This window comes from Fodinicurvata sediminis DSM 21159 (assembly GCF_000420625.1).
In the GTDB taxonomy this organism is placed as follows: domain Bacteria; phylum Pseudomonadota; class Alphaproteobacteria; order Kiloniellales; family DSM-21159; genus Fodinicurvata; species Fodinicurvata sediminis.
Genome location: NZ_ATVH01000013.1, coordinates 40196 through 59137 on the forward strand (window position 1 = coordinate 40196; position 18942 = coordinate 59137).

The following is an 18942-nucleotide window of genomic DNA, read 5'->3' on the forward strand; positions in this document are numbered from 1 at the left end:
TGCGGGTGTAGCTCAATGGTAGAGCAGCAGCTTCCCAAGCTGACGACGGGGGTTCGATTCCCCTCACCCGCTCCAGTTTTCCTCTTTCCTGAAAGCCGGCCATGACTCGCTCCATCACCCTCCATACCCATCGTGCTTCCTGGCCCATCCGCGGCAGCTTCCGAATCTCGCGTGGCAGCAAGTCCGCCGCCGAAGTGGTCATTGCCGAGCTTTTCGAGGACGGCGTGCGCGGGCGTGGCGAATGCGTGCCCTATGCCCGCTACGACGAAAGCCTGGACTCCGTCACCGAACAGCTCGAAGCCCTGACCCCCGCGCTTGCGGCAGGTGAGATCGCGAATATCCAGGCCGTTCAGAAAGCCTTGCCGGCCGGCGCGGCGCGCAACGCCCTTGACTGCGCTTTCTGGGACCTGGAAGCCAAGAAGAGCGGAACGGCCGTCTGGAAGCTCTGCGAGCTGGCGGAGCCCGAGGCCGTCACCACCGCTTACACCCTGTCCCTGGACAGCCCCGATGCCATGGGCCATGCCGCCGCGAACAATGCCGCGCGGCCCCTGTTGAAGCTGAAGCTGGCCGGCGGCGAAGGCGACCTGGAACGCGTGCGCGCCGTGCGCGCCAATGCCCCGGACAGCCGCCTGATCGTCGATGCCAATGAAGGCTGGTCGGCCGAGGATTACCACGCGCTGGTGGACGAACTGGCCGCCCTGCAGGTCTACATGATCGAGCAGCCTTTCCCGGCAGAGCAGGATTCCGTACTGCGCAACCTGCCGCGTCCTGTCCGGGTCTGTGCGGACGAGTCCTGCCATGACACGGCCTCCCTGCCCGATCTGCGGGGCAAGTACGACATGGTGAACATCAAGCTGGACAAGACCGGCGGCCTCAGCGAAGCGCTCGCATTGCGCGAAAAGGCACGGGCCGATGGATTCGAGATCATGGTGGGCTGCATGCTGGCCTCTTCGCTGGCCATGGCACCGGCCATGCTTGTGGGCCAGGGCGCCGAGATCGTCGACCTGGATGGCCCGCTGCTGCTCAGCAAGGACTGCTCACCCGGCCTGGTCTTCGAGGGCAGCCGAATCCTGCCGCCGCCTCATGCCCTTTGGGGATGAGCCGGAGAACGGCCGGACAGCGATCAAAAGCGTCTTTCATGCCACCGCGCCGGCTTAAGGCCTTTCCTTTCGGGGTGTCTTCTGGCACATAGCCTGCTTCAGCAGACAGTCTTCAGATCCATTGTCCTCGCGCCGTGACAACACGGCGCAGCTTTCGAGTGCGCGCATGCCGAAAAGAACAGACATCCAATCCATTCTCATCGTCGGGGCCGGCCCCATCATCATCGGCCAGGCCTGTGAGTTCGACTACTCCGGCGCCCAGGCCTGCAAGGCACTGAAGGAGGAGGGGTATCGGGTCATCCTGGTGAACTCCAATCCGGCGACCATCATGACCGATCCCGGTCTGGCCGACGCCACCTATGTCGAGCCGATCACGCCGGAATTCCTGGAGCGCGTCATCGAGCGCGAGCGCCCCGATGCCCTGCTGCCCACTATGGGCGGACAGACAGCGCTCAATGCCTCGCTGAAGCTGTACGAGTACGGCGTACTCCAGAAGTACGGCGTAGAGATGATCGGAGCGGATGCCGATGTCATCGACAAGGCCGAGGACCGCCAGCGCTTTCGCGAGGCCATGGATGCCATCGGCCTGAAAAGCCCCGCCTCGCGCATGATCAACAGCTATGACGAGGCCCTGGACGCCCTGGATCTGGTCGGCCTGCCGGCCATCATACGCCCCTCCTTCACCCTGGGCGGAACCGGCGGCGGCATCGCCTACAACCGCGAAGAATTCGAGGAGATCGTCAAGAACGGTCTGCGCGCCAGCCCCACCAACGAGGTGCTGATCGAGCAGTCGGTCCTTGGCTGGAAGGAATACGAGATGGAGGTGGTCCGCGACAATGCGGACAACTGCATCATCATCTGCGCCATCGAGAACATCGACCCCATGGGCATCCACACCGGGGATTCCATAACAGTCGCACCGGCGCTGACGCTGACCGACAAGGAATACCAGCTGATGCGCAATGCCTCGATTGCCTGCCTGCGCGAAATCGGGGTGGACACCGGCGGGTCCAACGTGCAGTTCGCGGTCAATCCCGAAACCGGCGAGATGGTGGTCATCGAGATGAACCCCCGCGTCTCGCGGTCCAGTGCACTGGCCTCGAAGGCAACCGGTTTCCCGATCGCCAAGATCGCGGCAAAGCTGGCCGTGGGCTATCACCTGGACGAGCTGCAGAACGACATCACCAAGGTGACACCGGCCTCCTTCGAGCCGACCATCGACTACGTGGTCACCAAGATCCCGCGCTTCACCTTCGAGAAGTTCGCCGGAACCGAGGCCCTGTTGAGCACCTCGATGAAGTCCGTCGGCGAGGCCATGGCCATCGGCCGCTGCTTCCAGGAATCCTTCCAGAAGGCCCTGCGCTCCATGGAGACCGGCCTCACCGGGCTCAACGAAGTCGAAATTCCCGGTGCCGTCACCGAAGACGGCAAGATAGACCGCGAAGCCATCCTGACCCACCTGACCAAGTCGATTCCGGAGCGGGTGCTGGCTGTCGCCCAGGCCTTCCGCTACGGCCTGCACGAAGAAGAGGTGCATCGCGCCACCCATATCGATCCCTGGTTCCTGGCCCAGATTGCCGATCTGGTGCGCGACGAGGAGCAGCTGCGCCGGAGCGGCCTGCCCGACGATGCCGCCGGCCTGCTGAGCCTGAAGCGCAAGGGCTTTTCCGATGCGCGCCTGGGCGAGATCACCGGCCAGGGCCGTCCCCAGGTCACGGCCCTTCGCGAGGATATGGAGATCCGCCCGGTCTACAAGCGGATCGACACCTGTGCCGGCGAATTCCCGGCACAGACCTCTTACATGTACGCGACTTACGAGGGCGGTGACGGTCATACGGCCGAGTGCGAATCCGACGTCAGCGCCGCCGACAAGATCATGATCCTGGGCGGTGGTCCCAACCGCATCGGGCAGGGCATCGAGTTCGACTACTGCTGCGTCCATGCCGCCTATGCCCTGAAGGACGCCGGGTACGAGACCATCATGGTCAACTGCAACCCGGAAACGGTCTCCACCGACTACGACACCTCGGACCGGCTCTACTTCGAGCCGCTGACCGAGGAGGACGTGATCGCCATTGCCCGCAAGGAGCAGAGCCGCGGCCGCCTCTGCGGCGTGATCGTCCAGTTCGGTGGTCAGACGCCCCTGAAGCTGGCCCAGGCCCTGGAAACGGCGGGCGTGCCCATTCTCGGCACCTCGCCCGATGCCATCGACCTGGCCGAGGACCGCCATCGCTTCCAGCAGCTGCTGGGCAAGCTGGACCTGAAGCAGCCGGCCAATGGCACCGCACGTACGCTCGAGGAAGCCGTGCGCTGGGCAGACCAGATCGGCTATCCGGTTTTGCTGCGCCCTTCCTACGTCCTCGGAGGGCGCGCCATGGAGATCGTTCATGACGAGGCGGAGCTGCGGAACTATATCCGCAATGCGGTGAAGGTCTCGGGCAGCAACCCTGTGCTGATTGACAGCTACCTGCGCGAGGCGACCGAGATCGACGTGGATGCCATCTGCGACGGAGACCAGGTCTATGTGGCGGGTATCATGGAGCATATCGAGGAAGCCGGCATCCACTCCGGCGATTCGGCCTGCTCGCTGCCGCCCTATACGCTGGATGACGCACTGATTGCCGAGATCGAGCGCCAGACCGCCGAACTGGCCCGCGGGCTGGATGTGGTCGGCCTGATGAACGTCCAGTTCGCGGTGCAGGACCGGGATATCTATATCCTGGAAGTCAATCCGCGCGCCAGCCGGACCGTGCCCTTCGTGGCCAAGGCGACCGGCGTGCCCGTGGCCAAGGTGGCTGCCCGGGTCATGGCCGGCGCGGATCTGGAGCAGTTCAATCTGGAGCGTTCAAAACGCAACCACGTGGCCGTCAAGGAAGCGGTCTTCCCCTTTGCCCGCTTCCCGGGTATCGACGTTGTCCTGGGCCCCGAGATGAAATCGACTGGTGAGGTCATGGGGATCGACCGCGATTTCGCCCGGGCCTTCCTGAAGGCGCAGCAGGGCGCCGGCGTGAAGCTGCCGCAAAGCGGCAAGGTCTTCGTTTCCGTACGTGACGAGGACAAGCCCCTGAGCGCCGAACTGGCCAGCAAGTTGATCGCGCTGGGCTTTGATATCGTGGCCACCAGCGGCACGGCCACCTGGCTGGAAGAGCGTGGGCTGAAAGTGGAAAGGGTACAGAAGGTGCGCGAAGGCCGGCCGCATGTGGTGGATCGTATGATCGATGGTGACATCCAGCTGGTCTTCAACACCACGGCCACACGCAAGGCCATCGCGGATTCCTTCTCGCTGCGCCGGACGGCCCTGACCAACCAGATTCCCTATTACACCACCATGGCCGGGGCCGAAGCTGCCGTGCAGGCAATTGAAGCGGCGCGCACCGGTCATCTTGAAGTTGCCCCCTTGCAATCGTACTTTAAGGGATCGTTCTAGGGGCTTCGGGAACTCCGAAACCGGCCGAAACAGCGAGTCATCACCCCTGCGGGGCAGATTGCCCGGCGGGGCCAGTGGAGGTTTTCCACTGCAATTTGCGGAGGTTTTTGTCGTCGAGATGAGTGAAAAGGTTCCCATGACAGCCAGCGGCTACGCCCGGCTGGAAGAAGAATTGCGGCACCTGCGCAGTGTGGCGCGGCCCGAGGTCATCAAGGCCATTGCCGAAGCGCGTGAGCATGGCGATCTGTCCGAGAATGCGGAGTACCACGCCGCGCGCGAGCGCCAGTCCTTCATCGAGGGGCGTGTTGCCGAACTTGAGGACAAGATCTCCCGCGCCCAGGTTATCGAGCCCTCCAAGCTGTCCGGGGATACCGTCATGTTCGGCGCCACGGTGGACGTGGCCGACGAGGACACGGACCAGGAATCCACCTTCCAGATCGTGGGCGAAACCGAGGCCGAGGTGAAGGAAGGCCGCATCGCCGTGACCAGTCCGCTGGCTCGTGCTCTGATCGGAAAGCAGGAAGGCGATTCCGTCGAGGTCACGACGCCCAAGGGTGCCAAGGCCTACGAAATCCTGAAGATTCGCTACATCTGAGGCGACGGCCGCCTGCAATGACGAGTCCCGTATCCGTGGGGCGTGCATCTGTGGGGCATATTATGCTGAAGGCTATTCGCCTTCATCCGCCGGCGGTGCCTCCATCTCGTCGATGGGAACCCCCGGGCGGTCGGTCGAGGTGCGAATCACCTGGACGGTCAGGACGGTTGAGACATGCGGCGCCGAAGTCAGGCGCTGGGTCAGCTCGTTCTCATGCGCCGTGTTGCGCGCCACAACCTTGAGGAGGAAATCGTGCGGGCCGCGCGCCATGTGGCATTCGCGGATTTCCGGCCAGGCCGCCATTGTCTCCTCGAACTCCTGCAGGACGGCCTCGCTCTGACTGTCGAGCCCTACCAGCGCGAAGAACATGACTTCGAACCCCAGGGCCTCGGCATTCACCTCGGCATGATAACCCTTGATGTAGCCAGCCTCCTCCAGGGCGCGCACACGCCTGAGGCAGGGCGGCGCCGAGATACCCACCCGTTTGGCCAGGTCGACATTCGTCATGCGCCCCTCGGCCTGAAGGTCCTTGAGAATCCGCATGTCGATGCGGTCCAGCTTGACGCGGGGCATGGAGGGTTCTCCCATTAGGTGTTGCGCGATCGGCGCCCGGGGCGCACTGCACGGCTTGTTGGTGTTGCAGCAAGTCTCACCAAGAAACGCGTTGCGCAAGAATATTACTTTACCCATGGGTTACGCAAGCGAAGTCGTTAGACTGTATCGTTTTTTGAGTGACTTTATAATACGCGCGTCGCCAACAGGCCGCTTCGCGAATACGCCTATTCGAAGAATTTTCCGCAGGGCGGCTTGCCGTTTGTCATCGAAAGGTTGTATAGTAAACAGGTCGTGTATGTCACTGTGCGCACAATCATGAAATGGAAGACACCAACTTAGGATAAACAATCATGTATCATCCCACAGATGTTCACATCGGCCGCAAGATACGCGAAAAGCGCGTATCGCTCGGCATGAGCCAGAGTGCCCTGGCAGAGGCGTTGGGCATTACTTTTCAGCAGGTCCAGAAATATGAAAGCGGTGCCAACCGCGTTGGGGGCAGCCGCCTCTGGGACATGAGCAAGGCGCTTGGCGTTTCGGTGACCTATTTCTTCGAGGGCCTGTCCGGCCCGGGGAACAAGGCCCCCATGCCCAAGGAACCGCCGCTCAGCCGCCAGAGCCTTGAACTGGCCCGGGCCATCAACGCGATTCCCGAAGGCGAGTTGAAGAACCAGGTGGTCAAGCTGGTCAAGGCCTTCGCTAAGTCGGCCTGAGCCCTCAGACGTTCGAGTGTAGCTTCGCGCAGTGACCTGTCCTGCACGGCCAAGTGCCGTGCACATGAGAAGAAGAAAAGACAGTTACACTCGACGCCACGGGTTGTTAGCGGCCTGTGCAGGAACTAGATTGCCGTGAACAACGGCCGATCGAGGGTCCGCACAGGCCGCTTTCTTTTGCGCGGCGCAACCAGCAGACACGAGTACAGCGAAAATGAGCGAGACGAAACACAGCAAGGTTCTGATCCTGGGATCCGGCCCGGCCGGTTATACAGCGGCCGTCTATGCTGCGCGCGCCAATATGGAGCCAATGCTGATCCAGGGGCTGCAGCCAGGCGGACAGCTCTCCATCACGACCGATGTCGAGAACTACCCCGGTTTTGCCGACGCGATCCAGGGCCCCTGGCTGATGGAGCAGATGCAGGAACAGGCCCGGAATGTGGGCACCGAACTGGTCAGCGACATCATCGTCGAGGTCGAGCTCGACAGCCGGCCGATCCGCTGTCACGGCGATTCCGGAACGATCTATACCGGCGATACCCTGATCATCAGCACAGGCGCCCAGGCGCGCTGGCTGGGCCTTGAAAGCGAAACGCGTTTCATGGGGGCGGGTGTTTCCGCCTGCGCCACCTGTGACGGCTTCTTCTACCGCGGAAAGAAGGTTGCCGTGGTTGGCGGGGGCAACACGGCCGCCGAGGAAGCTTTGTTCCTGACCAATTTCGCGGAAAGCGTGACGCTGATCCATCGCCGCGATGAACTGCGTGCCGAAAAGATCATGCAGGAACGACTGTTCCGCAATCCCAAGATCGAGTGCATCTGGGACAGTGTGGTCGAGGAAGTGCTGGGCGAGGACAACCCGCCGGGGGTGACCGGCCTGCGCCTGCGTAACCTCAAGGACGGCAGCACCCGTGAACTCGAGACCGATGGCCTGTTCGTCGCCATCGGGCATGACCCGGCCACGAAGCTGTTCCAGGGCCAACTGCCTATGGATGACGAGGGCTACATCATCACCGCTCCCGATTCCACGGACACCGGAGTGCCCGGCGTTTTTGCGGCGGGCGACGTGAAGGACAAGGTCTATCGCCAGGCTGTCACGGCAGCAGGAATGGGCTGCATGGCCGCCCTTGAGGCCGAACGCTTCCTGGCGACCCAGGAAGTGACAAGCGCGGCTGCGGAATAGTTCTGCTTTTCCGCAGCGGCATTTTAGCTTTTTTCCTTCTAAAACAGATCGCGAGTCGAAGAATTTTCCTTTAGGATTTCTTCCCGGGCCTGAGGTAGTCTTGGCCAGCGGCAATCGCTTGGCTTGAATTTGCAATAAAGGGGGGAGGTCCGTCCGCAGAGGCGTCGGGCCGTCTGTGTAATGGATTGGGATAAACTGCGTATCTTCCACGCCGTTGCCGAAGCGGGAAGCTTCACCCACGCCGGCGAGGTCCTGAACCTCAGCCAGTCGGCTGTCAGCCGCCAGATCAGCGCGCTGGAAGACAGCCTGAAGGTGCCCCTCTTTCACCGCCACGCGCGCGGCCTGATCCTGACCGAGCAGGGCGAACTGCTTTACCGCACCGCACACGAGGTCTTTGCTAAGCTGGCAATCACCGAGGCCCAGTTGACCGAGAGCCGTGACCGGCCGCGCGGCTTGTTGAAGGTCACGACCACCGTGGCTTTCGGGTCCACCTGGTTGGCGCCGCGCCTGCGCCATTTCATGGACCTCTATCCCGACATCGAGCTGCATCTGATCCTGGATGACCGGGAACTCGACCTGTCCATGCGCGAGGCCGACGTCGCCATTCGCATGTCACCGCCGCGCCAGGGCGATCTGATCCAGCGCCACCTGCTGAACGTCCATATCCAAGCCTATGCCGCGCCGGCCTACCTTAAGAAGCATGGCTTGCCGCAAAGCGTGGAGGAACTGGACAAGCACCGTCTGGTTGTCTACGGCCAGGACACGCGGCCCCCGGTTCCCGACGTCAACTGGCTGCTGCGCAGCGGCACGGCGACGGGCATGCGACGGCCGGCACTGACCGTCAACAACATCTACGCCATCATGCAGGCCATCACCATGGGCGCTGGCATCGGCAGCCTGCCGGAGTACATGATCCAGGAGGACAGTGACCTGGTTCAGATTCTCCCGGACCTGGAAGGCCCTCGGATCGATGCCTATTTCGTCTATCCCGAGGAATTACGCGGAACTCAGCGTATCGAGGTTTTCCGGGATTTCCTGCTCCGTCAGGTTGCAGAGTCACGTCTGTAATCCACGTGAACGGAGAACTGCTGTTGCCTTTGAGCAACAGGGGTGTAGCTATGCGACAGTCGCATGGCCCATTTGTTCGTTTGTGCATAGACAATCAGGGGGGAAAATCCCATTTTTCTTGTCAGACGATGTTGCGACGCAGCATCCCTGAGAGCCCGGCGCCAGCGCCGGTCTCTGGTCCGGAATCCCTTCCGGACCCAGGGCCTTCGGGCGCGCCCCTCGCGCAGAAGGTCCTACGTCTCCCAGACGTGAAGCCTCCCTGTTCAACTTGCCGGGAACCTTTTGGTTCCCGGCATTTTTTTCGTCCGGAAATTGCCACGCAACCGGCCCATGAAGTCTCCTTGATCGTCCCGCGATCAGACCCACCTGCCTGCCAGCATCTCAAGGCAGAAGGACACTTCGATCCATGGAAAACCTGACCCCCAATGAGCGCGAGCTCTACGAGACCCTGAAGGAATTGCGCGAAGCACTCCGGGAATTCGAACGCAACCAGGATAAACCGGTCACCTGGCCGGAACGCGTCGACAAGGCCTTCCAGACCAGCGATGCCGTTCTGTCCAGAACAGAGGACAAGGCCGACTCGAGTCTCGGCAGCGCCGGCTAGCAGGAAATCCACAAGCTTCGCCGGCAGCCTGCTCTGCAGGCGAAGCTTGCCCCCTTCTGGTGGTCAAGGACTCTGCCGTAACAAGAGTTCTTCAGGAACAATAATGTTCTTGTTTTGTTCTTATTAATGGCCTATCCTTTCCGCATGGAGAGGAAACGCGCAGAGTTCCAACCGGAAGCAGACCCCCCACCGGAAAGCGGCACGACAGTCCCCGACTGTCCGCGCAAGGGCCGCGGTGCTGTCGGAAACCCGGAAGGACGCTTCGATCCGGAAAGCCGTCACCGAGAGCATGACGGATGGGATCCGGAGGAAGAGGAGCCGGGACTGCAAACCATAGTCTATGCCGACGCGGCACGATCCATCCTGTCGCACAATGATTCTCCCGACGTTCCGCTCTCCCGCTCACTCAATCCCTATCGCGGCTGCGAGCACGGCTGTATCTACTGCTTCGCGCGTCCCAGCCATTCCTATCTTGGCCTTTCGCCGGGCCTGGACTTCGAGAGCCGCATCTTCGCCAAGCACGCCGCTGCCGAGTTGCTGCGCCAGGAACTGGCCAAGCCCTCCTACCGTCCAGAGGTCATCGCGCTTGGCTCGAACACCGATCCCTACCAGCCGGTGGAGCGGAAGCTGCGCATCACCCGCGGGGTCCTGGAAGTGCTGCTCCAGGCCCGTCACCCGGTCACGTTGATCACCAAATCCACACTGGTCCTGCGCGATCTGGATCTGCTCCAGGAACTTGCGCAGCAGAATCTCGTTCGGGTCTGCCTGTCCATCACTACCCTGGACGGCAAGCTGGCACGCAATCTGGAACCGCGGGCCGCGACTCCGATGAAGCGGCTCGCGACACTTCAGAAGCTGAACCAGGCCGGCATTCCCGTCACCGTGCTTTCCGCGCCCATGATCCCGGGACTGAATGACAGTGAACTGGAGGCCATTCTCGAAGCTGCCGCCGAGCGCGGTGCCGACAGGGCCGGTTACGTCCTGCTGCGCCTGCCTCACGAGTTGGGAGCACTGTTCGAGAACTGGCTCGATACGCACATGCCGGAACGAAAAAATCGCGTCCTGAAACTTGTCAAGGAAACCCGGGCCGGCCATCTCTATGAAAGCCGTTGGGGCACGCGGATGAAGGGCCGGGGTGTCTATGCCGATCTTCTCCGCCAGCGTTTCGAGACCGCGACCCGGCGCCTGAAACTGAATCGGACGGAAAATTCCATGGATTGCAACCGCTTCCGAGCGCCCCGTGATCCACGGCAATTCGAGCTTTTCTAGGAGCTTACGTCACGGAATCAGGCCTTTTCGCAGCCCGCCATGCTGTAAACGCATTGCTGCGCTGCAAGATGTAGGTTCCATGACGCATCAGCTTCCTTTATATGAATGCGATAAATTCGTCACATTGACAGTTAGACAGAAGCTGAAACGACAGGAAGATCTGATGGCCCGGAACCGTAGTGAAAGCGTGAAGAAACCCGAAAGCGATCGCCAGCACGAGACCAAGAAGCGCAAGTGCCTGATGTGCGCCCAGAGCTTCAGCTCGGCCTGGCCTGGCGAGCGTATCTGCCCCTCCTGCAAGCAGACTCAGGCCTGGAGCGACGGACACGGTATGGCGGCCTGAGGCCGCGCGCGGACAGCGCCGCCGCGTCTGTCCCCATGCCCGACTATTCATTCGAAACAGAATTCGGAGCCCGCGACAACCGCCAAATTGTCGGCCTCGACGAGGCTGGACGCGGCCCCTGGGCCGGGCCGGTTGTCGCGGCAGCCGTGTGTATCACACCGGCAGACCTTACCGAACCCACCTTTCAGCACCTCAACGATTCCAAGAAACTGACGGCACAGCGACGGGCCAGTCTGTGCACGGCCATACAGGAACGATGTCATTTCGGCATCGGACAGGCCAGTGTTTCCGAAATCGATCAGTTCAACATCCTGCAGGCCAGCCTTCTGGCCATGCAGCGGGCGGTGGCAGCCCTGGATTTCGTTCCCGACGGCGCCATCGTCGACGGCCTGCACGCGCCGGAGTTGCCCTGTCCACACCGGGCCATGGCCCGTGGCGACAGCCTCAGCGTCTCGGTGGCGGCCGCTTCGATCCTGGCCAAGGTCACGCGTGACCGCCTGATGGAACAGCTCGACCAGGACTGCCCCGGCTATCACTGGAATCGCAATCGCGGCTATGGCACCGCGGATCATCGCAAGGCACTGGAGCAGCTCGGACCCAGCAGATATCACCGTCGCTCCTTCCGCCCCATACAAGAACTTGTGTCCAGACTTGAAAACAAGACTGTAACTAGTTGATTCTCACGAAAGACTTGACCGCGAATCCTGCGTGACTCAGGATAGCTCCGGACTTCAGGCCAAGGGGGAGTATCGGGGGCATGTCCGTGGTTACCGAAAAAAGCAGCAAAAGACGCAACATCGAGCGCGACTCTGGCGATGGGCGTCTGATCATCGGCGATTCCGCAGAGGTCATGCGCGAGCTGCCCGCTGGCAGCGTCGACATGATCTTCGCCGATCCGCCCTACAACATGCAGCTGGGGGGCGACCTGACTCGCCCCGACAACAGCCGCGTGGACGGGGTCGATGACGCCTGGGACAAGTTCGACGACCTGAAAGCCTATGACGGCTTCACCCGTGACTGGCTGGCAGCTGCTCGCCATGCGCTCAGCGAGGATGGCAGCCTCTGGGTCATCGGCAGCTATCACAACATCTACCGCGTAGGCAGCATCCTGCAGGAACTGGGATTCTGGATCCTGAACGATGTGATCTGGCGCAAGTCCAACCCCATGCCCAACTTTCGCGGCCGGCGTTTCACCAATGCCCACGAGACCCTGATCTGGGCCGCCAAGTCGGAACGTTCGCGCTACGTTTTCAATTATGAATCCATGAAGGCCCTGAACGACGACCTGCAGATGCGCAGCGACTGGCTGATCCCGATCTGCTCGGGCCAGGAGCGCTTGCGCGACAAGCAGGGCCAGAAGGCCCATTCGACCCAGAAGCCCGAAGCCCTGCTCCACCGCATCCTCATGGCCTCGACCAAGCCCGAACAGCTGGTGCTCGACCCCTTCTTCGGCAGCGGCACCACCGGCGCCGTGGCCAAGCGTCTTCGCCGGCGCTGGATCGGCATCGAGCGCGAGGAAGGCTATGCAGAACTGGCCCGCACACGCATCGACCGTGTCGAACCGCTTGCTGACCCGGAACTGCTCGAGATCAAGCAGAAGCGCGCCGAACCGCGCATCCCCTTCGGCTGGCTAGTGGAACGCGGCTTGCTGGAGCCCGGCACAGTCCTTCATGATCCCAATCGCCGGCTGACCGCAAAGGTCAGGGCGGACGGCACGCTGATCTGCACCGGGCCCCAGGGCGACCATCACGGATCGATTCACAAGGTTGGGGCCGCAGTCCAGGGTGCGACAGCCTGCAACGGCTGGACCTTCTGGCACCTGAATGTGGAGGGGCGCTCCGTGCCCATCGACATGCTGCGCCAGAAACTGCGCGCCGAACTCAACTGATCGCCGCTCCGTTCCCTGAACCGTCCCTCTCAGGCCCAGCCCTGCTTGATGGCATGGGCAATGACCTTGCGCATCACGGAGGGCAGGGCCTGGTTGTCCAGGTCTTCCGGCGTCACCCAGCGCCCACCGGGCAGGTCACAGTGCCCGCGCGCCGCCCAGACCCGAAGCTGCAGGCGGAAATGGGTGAAGGTATGCGAGACCTGACCCGGCAGGGCCTGCCAGTCGGTGGCCAGCGGCGCCTGGGCCAGGGCTTCCCCGTCGTCCGGCGGCACTTGCGTCCAGTCCGTTGACGGCACCTCGGTCATGCCGCCGAGCAACCCCCGTTCCGGGCGACGGCGCAGCAGCACGGCACTGTCATCCGGACGGATCAGCCAGAAGGCAACGCCCTGGCGCAGGGGCTTTTCCTTCCGTGCCGCCTTGCGCGGCAGGGTTTCGGCAATACCTCGAGCGCGTCCGGAGCAATCCTCGGCAAGAGGACAAAGCATGCAGCGCGGCCGTGCCGGCTGACAAATGCCCGCGCCCAGGTCCATCATGGCCTGGGCGAAATCGCCGGGCCGACCGACCGGCACAAGGCGCCGCATGAACGCACCGATCTCCGGTTTTGCCTTGGGCAATTCGGTTTCGATTGCGAACAGCCGGCTGATCACCCGCTCGATATTGCCGTCCACGGGGGCTTCTGGTTGATCGAAGGCGATGGCGGCAATGGCGGCGGCCGTATAGGGGCCGATCCCGGGCAGTCCCTGGAGCTTGTCAGCTGTTTCCGGGAAGACACCACCATGAGTGTCCGTCACGACCTGGGCGCAGCGATGGAGATTGCGGGCCCGTGCATAATACCCCAACCCCGCCCAGGCGGTCAGAACATCCTCCCGATCCGCCGCGGCCAGGTCTGCAACAGTCGGCCAGCGTTCCAGGAAGGCCTCGAAATAGGGTTTGACGGCCGCCACCGTGGTCTGTTGCAGCATGATTTCCGACAGCCAGACATGATAGGCATCGGGCCGCTGTCCGGGCACTGCGCGCCAGGGCAGCACCCGGGCATGGCGATCGTACCAGGCCAGCAGCTTGCCGGCGATCCGTTCGGCAATAGCGGGGGACAGGCTTTCAGTGGCGGTTGAAGACGACATCCTGGCCCTTATAGTTAAGACGACGACACAGGCAAGTCCGGTCAGACCGGTGACCCCGAACAAAGGACGCCCCACAGCGTGAACGCAGCCTCTTCCAAGGATCGCTCCGAACGTGGCGCAAGCCCGCGCAGTCTTTCGCGCCTGCTACGCGATGTCACGGCCCCGGCGCTGTCAAAGCGAAGTCGCGCCGAGGCCAGCCTGATCCTGGACTGGGCGACGGTGATCGGGACCAGCCTGGCCGGCAAGGCCCAGCCGGTGCGCCTGAGCTTTCCGCGACGTGGCGAACGCCGTGGCGCCACGCTGCTCCTGCGTGTCGATGCCGCCCATGCCCTGGATATCCAGCACCAGGAGCCCCAGATCATCGAACGCGTGAACAGCCATTTCGGCTACAGCCTGATCAGCCGCCTGAAACTGGAGCAGGCACCGTTGCGCGCGCGCCAGGAAACCCGGCGACAGGAGCCGCAGCTGCCCCCGCCCCTGCCCCGTGAGGAGAACAGCCGTCTGGAGCAACAACTGCAGGAGATCGACAACGGCCAGCTGCGCAGCGCGCTCCAGCATCTGGCCGAGGCCGTGGAGGCCCGGAAACGGAAGTGACACAAGCCTGACCTTGTTTTTGCCAGATTGTTCCCTGACACAGGACGTACACAACGTTGCCTTGCTTCGTGCCGGCAGTCCGTCACCATGAAGCAAACGCGCAGAAAGGATTCGGGGCTGTGGATATCTGCAGTCTTGAGAATCGGATAAGCTCCACGTAACATCCACTAGATATGGTAGGTGAAATATGAACCGCAGGCATATACTGTTATCCGCAGCCGCCCTGGCCTTGACGCCGCTGTTGCCGCGCATCAATCCCGCGTTGGCCGATGCCACGACCGTGGAAGAAGGCGAACGGATCATCGGCGATGCCGATGCGCCGATCACGATCATCGAGTATGCCTCCCTGACCTGTCCGCATTGCGCCAGTTTTCATACTGACACCCTGCCCGAGCTCAAGAGCGAGTGGCTGGACGAAGGCAAGGCCCGCCTCGTCTATCGTCATTATCCGCTGGATGGGCTGGCTCTGCGCGCCGCCATGGTCACCGAGTGCCTGGAGCAGGACCGCGCCTTCTTCGGCCTGCTGTCCGCACTGTTCGAGAATCAGCAGCAGTGGGCCCGAGCCGAGGATCCCATCGCCGCCTTGCAGAAGCATGCACGGCTGGCCGGGCTCGGCGAAGAGCGTTTCAACAGCTGCATCGAGGACGAGGCGGGCATGAACCAGGTCATTCGCAAGCTGGAGCAGGCGCGCGAGACCTACGAGGTTCAGTCCACGCCCACCTTCATCATTAACGGCCGCAAGGTCGAGGGCAATCGCTCCTACGAAGACCTTGCGGAGATCCTGGAAGAGGTCCAGGAGGACTCCTGACCGGCCCTTAGCTCCTCACGGACCAGCGGCCGGCGCTAGCTTGAGAGGACACAGACGCCTTGGTCCAGTTTGTCAGGCTTCGATTGAGCGGCTTCAAGTCCTTCGTTGATCCGACGGAGCTGCTGATCGAGCCCGGCACGACGGGAATCGTCGGGCCGAATGGCTGCGGAAAATCCAATCTGGTCGAGGCCCTGCGTTGGGTCATGGGCGAAACCTCCGCCAAACGCTTGCGTGGCGGCGAGATGGACGACGTCATCTTCGGTGGCAGCTCCAATCGTCCGCCCCGCAACCTGGCCGAGGTTGGCCTGTCCCTGGACAATCGTGATCGCACGGCACCCGCCAACCTGAACGACCAGGACGACTTGGAGATCGTCCGCCGAATCGAGCGCGACAAGGGCTCGACCTATCGCGTGAATGGCCGCGAAGTGCGCGCCCGCGATGTCCAGCTGCTGTTTGCCGATGCGGCCAGCGGGGCCCAGTCTACCGCCATCGTCAGCCAGGGACGCGTGGGGGCACTGATCAACGCCAAACCCGCCGATCGGCGCATGCTGCTGGAAGAGGCCGCCGGAATCTCCGGCCTGCACTCGCGCCGCCACGAGGCGGAATTGCGGCTGAAGGCGGCCGAAGCCAACCTGGAGCGCCTGGACGACGTGTCCGGCACCATGGAAAGCCAGCTTCAGTCCCTGAAGAAACAGGCACGCCAGGCCACCCGTTATCGCAACATCGCCGACCAGTTGCGCCGGCAGGAAGCCCTGCTTCTGCACCTGGAATGGCTCGAGGCGCGCGCCCAACAGGAGCGAGCCCGGGAGGCCTTGAAGGCCGCCAAGGAAACCGTGGAAGGCCTGACGCAGCAATCCGCAGTCGCCGCACGTGAACAGACCGAGGCCGCCAATGCCCTGCCTGAATTGCGCCAGCAAGAAGCGGCATCCTCCGCCGCCCTGCGGCGGCTGATTTCCGAGCGCGACAGCCTTCAGGCCGAGGAGACCCGCACAAAGGAAGCGCGGGCCCAGGCCGAGGACCGGCTGTCCCAGATCGACAGCGACCTTAAGCGCACGGCCAATCTGCTGGAGGACGCCTCGGAAGCGCGCCAGCGCCTGCAGGACGAGCGTGCCCGCCTTCAAGAGGCCGGTGAGGGCGAGCAGGCAGCCCGCGACGACGCCATCGCCCGGCGTGATGGCCTGGCCAACGAACTCTCTGCGCGCCAGGACGAGATCGATAGCCAGGCGGAAGCCATCGCCAATGACGAAGCCCGCCGCTCCACACTGGAACGGCGCCTGGCCGACATGGAGGAGCGGTCCCGCAAGCTGGAGGAACGCATTGCCCTCCAGGCCGGCGAGGAACGCGATCTCAAGGCACAACAACCTGCAGCCGACGCCATGGAAGCGGCGGCACACGAACTGAGGAACGCCGAGAGCGAGGACGAAAAGCTGCAGCAGAGCCTGGAGGAAATCACGGAGACGCTCAGCACGCTGCGCCGCCAGCGGGAAAGCTTGGGCGAACGTCACCGTGCACAGGCGGCCGTCTGCACCCGCCTTGAGACCGAGCGCAACACCCTGACACAGCTTCTGGAAAGCGGGGCCGGCGAGAGCGGTCCGCCGCTTGCCGATTCCTTGAGCGTTGAACGCGGATACGAAGCCGCCCTGGGGGCGGCCCTGGGCGAAGACCTGGAAGCGCCCCTGCTGCACGACAGCGGGGCACAGGGTGAAGACGGACCGCCGCTTTTCTGGACGACACTGCCCGAGCTCGACACAGCCCCGAACCTGCCCCAGGGCAGCACCCCCCTGACCCGCTATGTCAGTGGCAGCCCCGCGCTGCTACGGCGGCTGTCCCAGACCGGACTGGTGGATTCGGCCGACCAGGCACGCCGGCTTCAACCGGACCTGCTTCCCGGCCAGCGCCTGGTCACGGCAGATGGCGATCTCTGGCGCTGGGACGGTTACACGGCCTATGCCGAAGCGCCCACGGCCAGCGCCCAGCGTCTGGCCCAGCGCAACCGGTTGAGCGAACTGGAGGGCGAACTGGACGAGGCCGACAGGGACCGCCTGGCCATCGAGCAGGAAGACGAAAGCCTGCGCGAACGCCTGCAAGCCGCCGAAACGCGCGAGGCGGAAACCAGGCGGGCCCTGAAGAGCAACCAGGAGGCACTGGACAGCGCCCGCAATGCCCAGGCCCGGCTGGAGCGAGAGACAGCGGCCATCAACTCGAAACTGGAATCCGTGGCGGAATCCATTGCCACCCTGGAAACCGAGAAGGCCGAATTGAATGCCGACCTGGAAACGGTGCGTGAGGAACAGGCAGAGCTTCCGGACACCTCTGCCGCGCGAGCCAAGCTCGAAGACTCCCGGCAGGAGTTGGCGGACCTGCGCAGGCGGCACAACGAGGCCGATGCCGAACTGGGACGCCTGACGCGGGAGACGCGTGAGCGCAATGAACGGCTTGAGGCCATTGCACGCGAAGAGGCAACCTGGCAGCGTCGAACCGCCGAATCCGAACAGCACCGCACCGAGCTGGAAACGCGGCGCGAAGCGGTGCAGCAGGAACTCGAGACCCTGTCGGCCCGACCCGAGGAAATAGCTGCGCAGCACACGACCCTGGCCGAGAAGATCGCCGAAGCCGAAACGGCACAGCGCACGGCCGCCGATGCACTGGCCCAGGGGGAGACCCGCCAGCGCGAAGCCGATGCGGCCCTGAAGCAGGCCGAGCAGGCCGTGAACGAGGCCCGCGAAACCAGAGTCAGGACCGAGGCAGGTGTCGAGCAGGCCGAGCAGGCACTCGACGCCCATGCCCGCCGGGTCCGCGAACGCTTGGACTGCGTGCCGGACGCCCTTCTGGACCTGGCGGGCCTTATGCCCGACCAGGAGCTGCCGGAACAGGATGAGGTCGCGGCCAAGGTCGAACGCCTGCGCGGCGAGCGCGAGCGCATGGGCCCGGTCAACCTTCGGGCCGAGACCGAGGCCGAGGAACTCACGCAGAAGATCGAGGAGATTGCCCGGGAGCGCGAGGACCTGACAGCTGCCATCGCCCGCCTGCGCCAGGGCATTTCCAGCCTGAACCGCGAAGGCCGCGAACGCCTGCTGGCCGCCTTCGAACAGGTGAACCGCCACTTTACCCAGCTGTTTGCCCGGCTGTTCGGAGGCGGCGAAGCGCACCTGCGGCTGACAGAAGCCGAGGACCCCCTGGACGCCGGCCTGGAAATCATGGCCAGCCCGCCGGGCAAACGGCTCCAGGTCATGTCGCTTCTGTCGGGCGGCGAACAGGCGCTTACCGCACTGGCCGTGCTATTCGCCGTCTTCCTGACCAACCCCGCGCCGATCTGTATCCTGGACGAGGTGGACGCACCGCTCGACGATTCCAACGTGGACCGCTTCTGCGACCTGGTGGACGAGCTGGCACACAGCCTCGAAACCCGCTTCCTGCTGGTCACCCACCATCGCCTGACCATGGCCCGGGTCGATCGCCTGTTCGGCGTGACCATGGCCGAGCGCGGTGTCAGCCAGCTTGTCTCGGTCGACATGGAGGAGGCCGAAGCCCTGCGCGAAACGGCCTGAAAAGCCGCAGCTACCGGGGCTTCGAAGCGCAGGCCGACCGGCCGCCTGGAAACCGGGGATTGAGCCTTGACGGGGATGGGGTCCCTCCGTATGGTTCGCGCGCCTTCCGGCACGTCGGGGGCGACAGGA

The 18942-nt window shown here is 63.4% G+C and carries 16 protein-coding genes and 1 tRNA gene; 15 read left to right on the forward strand and 2 right to left on the reverse strand.

Going from position 1 to position 18942, the window contains the following annotated elements; all coding sequences use genetic code 11:
• Position 1 precedes the first annotated feature (1 nt).
• The 4 genes from G502_RS0105195 to greA all read left to right on the forward strand — a co-directional run bounded on the left by G502_RS0105195 (position 2) and on the right by greA (position 5122).
• Positions 2 to 75 (forward strand) — tRNA-Gly (locus G502_RS0105195).
• A gap of 26 nt (positions 76 to 101) precedes the next feature.
• Complete coding sequence (gene dgcA / locus G502_RS0105200) at positions 102 to 1100, forward strand: N-acetyl-D-Glu racemase DgcA (protein ID WP_022727600.1); 999 nt, start codon at positions 102 to 104, stop codon at positions 1098 to 1100.
• 166 nt (positions 1101 to 1266) lie between these two features.
• Entirely contained in the window at positions 1267 to 4527 is a 3261-nt protein-coding gene (gene carB, locus G502_RS0105205; protein WP_026989094.1) for a carbamoyl-phosphate synthase large subunit, read from the forward strand.
• Positions 4528 to 4645: 118 nt separating this feature from the next.
• On the forward strand, positions 4646 to 5122 hold the full coding sequence (greA, locus tag G502_RS0105210) for a transcription elongation factor GreA (protein ID WP_022727602.1): 477 nt from the start codon (positions 4646 to 4648) through the stop codon (positions 5120 to 5122).
• Between the two features lie 72 nt (positions 5123 to 5194).
• Here the strand turns inward: greA and G502_RS0105215 are convergent, their stop codons facing one another.
• The gene (locus tag G502_RS0105215; protein ID WP_022727603.1) at positions 5195 to 5695 is read right to left on the reverse strand and encodes an Lrp/AsnC family transcriptional regulator; all 501 of its coding nucleotides are present in this window, start codon (positions 5693 to 5695) and stop codon (positions 5195 to 5197) included.
• A gap of 332 nt (positions 5696 to 6027) precedes the next feature.
• On the opposite strand from G502_RS0105215, the gene G502_RS0105220 reads away from it, so the two are divergent.
• The 8 genes from G502_RS0105220 (at position 6028) to G502_RS0105255 (ending at position 12742) form a co-directional block, all read left to right on the forward strand.
• Positions 6028 to 6390 carry a helix-turn-helix domain-containing protein gene (locus G502_RS0105220; RefSeq protein WP_026986581.1) on the forward strand — a complete coding sequence of 121 codons (363 nt, stop codon included), beginning with the start codon at positions 6028 to 6030 and terminating at the stop codon, positions 6388 to 6390.
• 214 nt (positions 6391 to 6604) lie between these two features.
• On the forward strand, positions 6605 to 7570 hold the full coding sequence (gene trxB / locus G502_RS0105225; protein ID WP_022727604.1) for a thioredoxin-disulfide reductase: 966 nt from the start codon (positions 6605 to 6607) through the stop codon (positions 7568 to 7570).
• A gap of 180 nt (positions 7571 to 7750) precedes the next feature.
• A complete protein-coding gene (locus tag G502_RS0105230; protein ID WP_022727605.1) occupies positions 7751 to 8638 on the forward strand; it encodes a LysR family transcriptional regulator in 888 nt (295 codons plus the stop codon).
• A gap of 406 nt (positions 8639 to 9044) precedes the next feature.
• Complete coding sequence (locus tag G502_RS0105235; protein WP_022727606.1) at positions 9045 to 9242, forward strand: hypothetical protein; 198 nt, start codon at positions 9045 to 9047, stop codon at positions 9240 to 9242.
• Between the two features lie 144 nt (positions 9243 to 9386).
• Positions 9387 to 10511, forward strand: coding sequence for a PA0069 family radical SAM protein (locus G502_RS18735; RefSeq protein WP_051152073.1), 1125 nt, complete (start codon positions 9387 to 9389; stop codon positions 10509 to 10511).
• A 163-nt stretch (positions 10512 to 10674) separates the two neighbouring features.
• Positions 10675 to 10854 (forward strand): hypothetical protein, encoded by a 180-nt coding sequence (locus tag G502_RS0105245; RefSeq protein WP_022727608.1) that lies wholly within the window; start codon positions 10675 to 10677, stop codon positions 10852 to 10854.
• A 35-nt stretch (positions 10855 to 10889) separates the two neighbouring features.
• Positions 10890 to 11531, forward strand: coding sequence for a ribonuclease HII (rnhB, locus tag G502_RS0105250; protein WP_022727609.1), 642 nt, complete (start codon positions 10890 to 10892; stop codon positions 11529 to 11531).
• A gap of 173 nt (positions 11532 to 11704) precedes the next feature.
• Positions 11705 to 12742 (forward strand): site-specific DNA-methyltransferase, encoded by a 1038-nt coding sequence (locus G502_RS0105255; protein ID WP_051152075.1) that lies wholly within the window; start codon positions 11705 to 11707, stop codon positions 12740 to 12742.
• A gap of 29 nt (positions 12743 to 12771) precedes the next feature.
• Here G502_RS0105255 and mutY read toward each other — a convergent pair whose 3' ends face one another.
• Entirely contained in the window at positions 12772 to 13863 is a 1092-nt protein-coding gene (gene mutY / locus G502_RS0105260) for an A/G-specific adenine glycosylase (RefSeq protein WP_022727611.1), read from the reverse strand.
• Positions 13864 to 13941: 78 nt separating this feature from the next.
• On the opposite strand from mutY, the gene G502_RS0105265 reads away from it, so the two are divergent.
• From G502_RS0105265 to smc, 3 genes are all read left to right on the forward strand, one after another.
• Positions 13942 to 14457 (forward strand): DUF721 domain-containing protein, encoded by a 516-nt coding sequence (locus G502_RS0105265; RefSeq protein ID WP_022727612.1) that lies wholly within the window; start codon positions 13942 to 13944, stop codon positions 14455 to 14457.
• A gap of 187 nt (positions 14458 to 14644) precedes the next feature.
• On the forward strand, positions 14645 to 15265 hold the full coding sequence (locus tag G502_RS0105270) for a DsbA family protein (RefSeq protein ID WP_022727613.1): 621 nt from the start codon (positions 14645 to 14647) through the stop codon (positions 15263 to 15265).
• A gap of 59 nt (positions 15266 to 15324) precedes the next feature.
• On the forward strand, positions 15325 to 18813 hold the full coding sequence (smc, locus tag G502_RS0105275) for a chromosome segregation protein SMC (RefSeq protein WP_022727614.1): 3489 nt from the start codon (positions 15325 to 15327) through the stop codon (positions 18811 to 18813).
• Positions 18814 to 18942 lie beyond the last annotated feature (129 nt).

Excerpts from the sequence above, each read along its gene's own strand:
- dgcA (WP_022727600.1), top strand. The coding sequence starts at position 102 with ATGACTCGCTCCATCACCCTCCATACCCATCGTGCTTCCTGGCCCATC.
- carB (WP_026989094.1), top strand. The coding sequence starts at position 1,267 with ATGCCGAAAAGAACAGACATCCAATCCATTCTCATCGTCGGGGCCGGC.
- greA (WP_022727602.1), top strand. The coding sequence starts at position 4,646 with ATGAGTGAAAAGGTTCCCATGACAGCCAGCGGCTACGCCCGGCTGGAA.
- G502_RS0105215 (WP_022727603.1), bottom strand. The coding sequence starts at position 5,695 with ATGCCCCGCGTCAAGCTGGACCGCATCGACATGCGGATTCTCAAGGAC.
- G502_RS0105220 (WP_026986581.1), top strand. The coding sequence starts at position 6,028 with ATGTATCATCCCACAGATGTTCACATCGGCCGCAAGATACGCGAAAAG.
- trxB (WP_022727604.1), top strand. The coding sequence starts at position 6,605 with ATGAGCGAGACGAAACACAGCAAGGTTCTGATCCTGGGATCCGGCCCG.
- G502_RS0105230 (WP_022727605.1), top strand. The coding sequence starts at position 7,751 with ATGGATTGGGATAAACTGCGTATCTTCCACGCCGTTGCCGAAGCGGGA.
- G502_RS0105235 (WP_022727606.1), top strand. The coding sequence starts at position 9,045 with ATGGAAAACCTGACCCCCAATGAGCGCGAGCTCTACGAGACCCTGAAG.
- G502_RS18735 (WP_051152073.1), top strand. The coding sequence starts at position 9,387 with ATGGAGAGGAAACGCGCAGAGTTCCAACCGGAAGCAGACCCCCCACCG.
- G502_RS0105245 (WP_022727608.1), top strand. The coding sequence starts at position 10,675 with ATGGCCCGGAACCGTAGTGAAAGCGTGAAGAAACCCGAAAGCGATCGC.
- rnhB (WP_022727609.1), top strand. The coding sequence starts at position 10,890 with ATGCCCGACTATTCATTCGAAACAGAATTCGGAGCCCGCGACAACCGC.
- G502_RS0105255 (WP_051152075.1), top strand. The coding sequence starts at position 11,705 with ATGCGCGAGCTGCCCGCTGGCAGCGTCGACATGATCTTCGCCGATCCG.
- mutY (WP_022727611.1), bottom strand. The coding sequence starts at position 13,863 with ATGTCGTCTTCAACCGCCACTGAAAGCCTGTCCCCCGCTATTGCCGAA.
- G502_RS0105270 (WP_022727613.1), top strand. The coding sequence starts at position 14,645 with ATGAACCGCAGGCATATACTGTTATCCGCAGCCGCCCTGGCCTTGACG.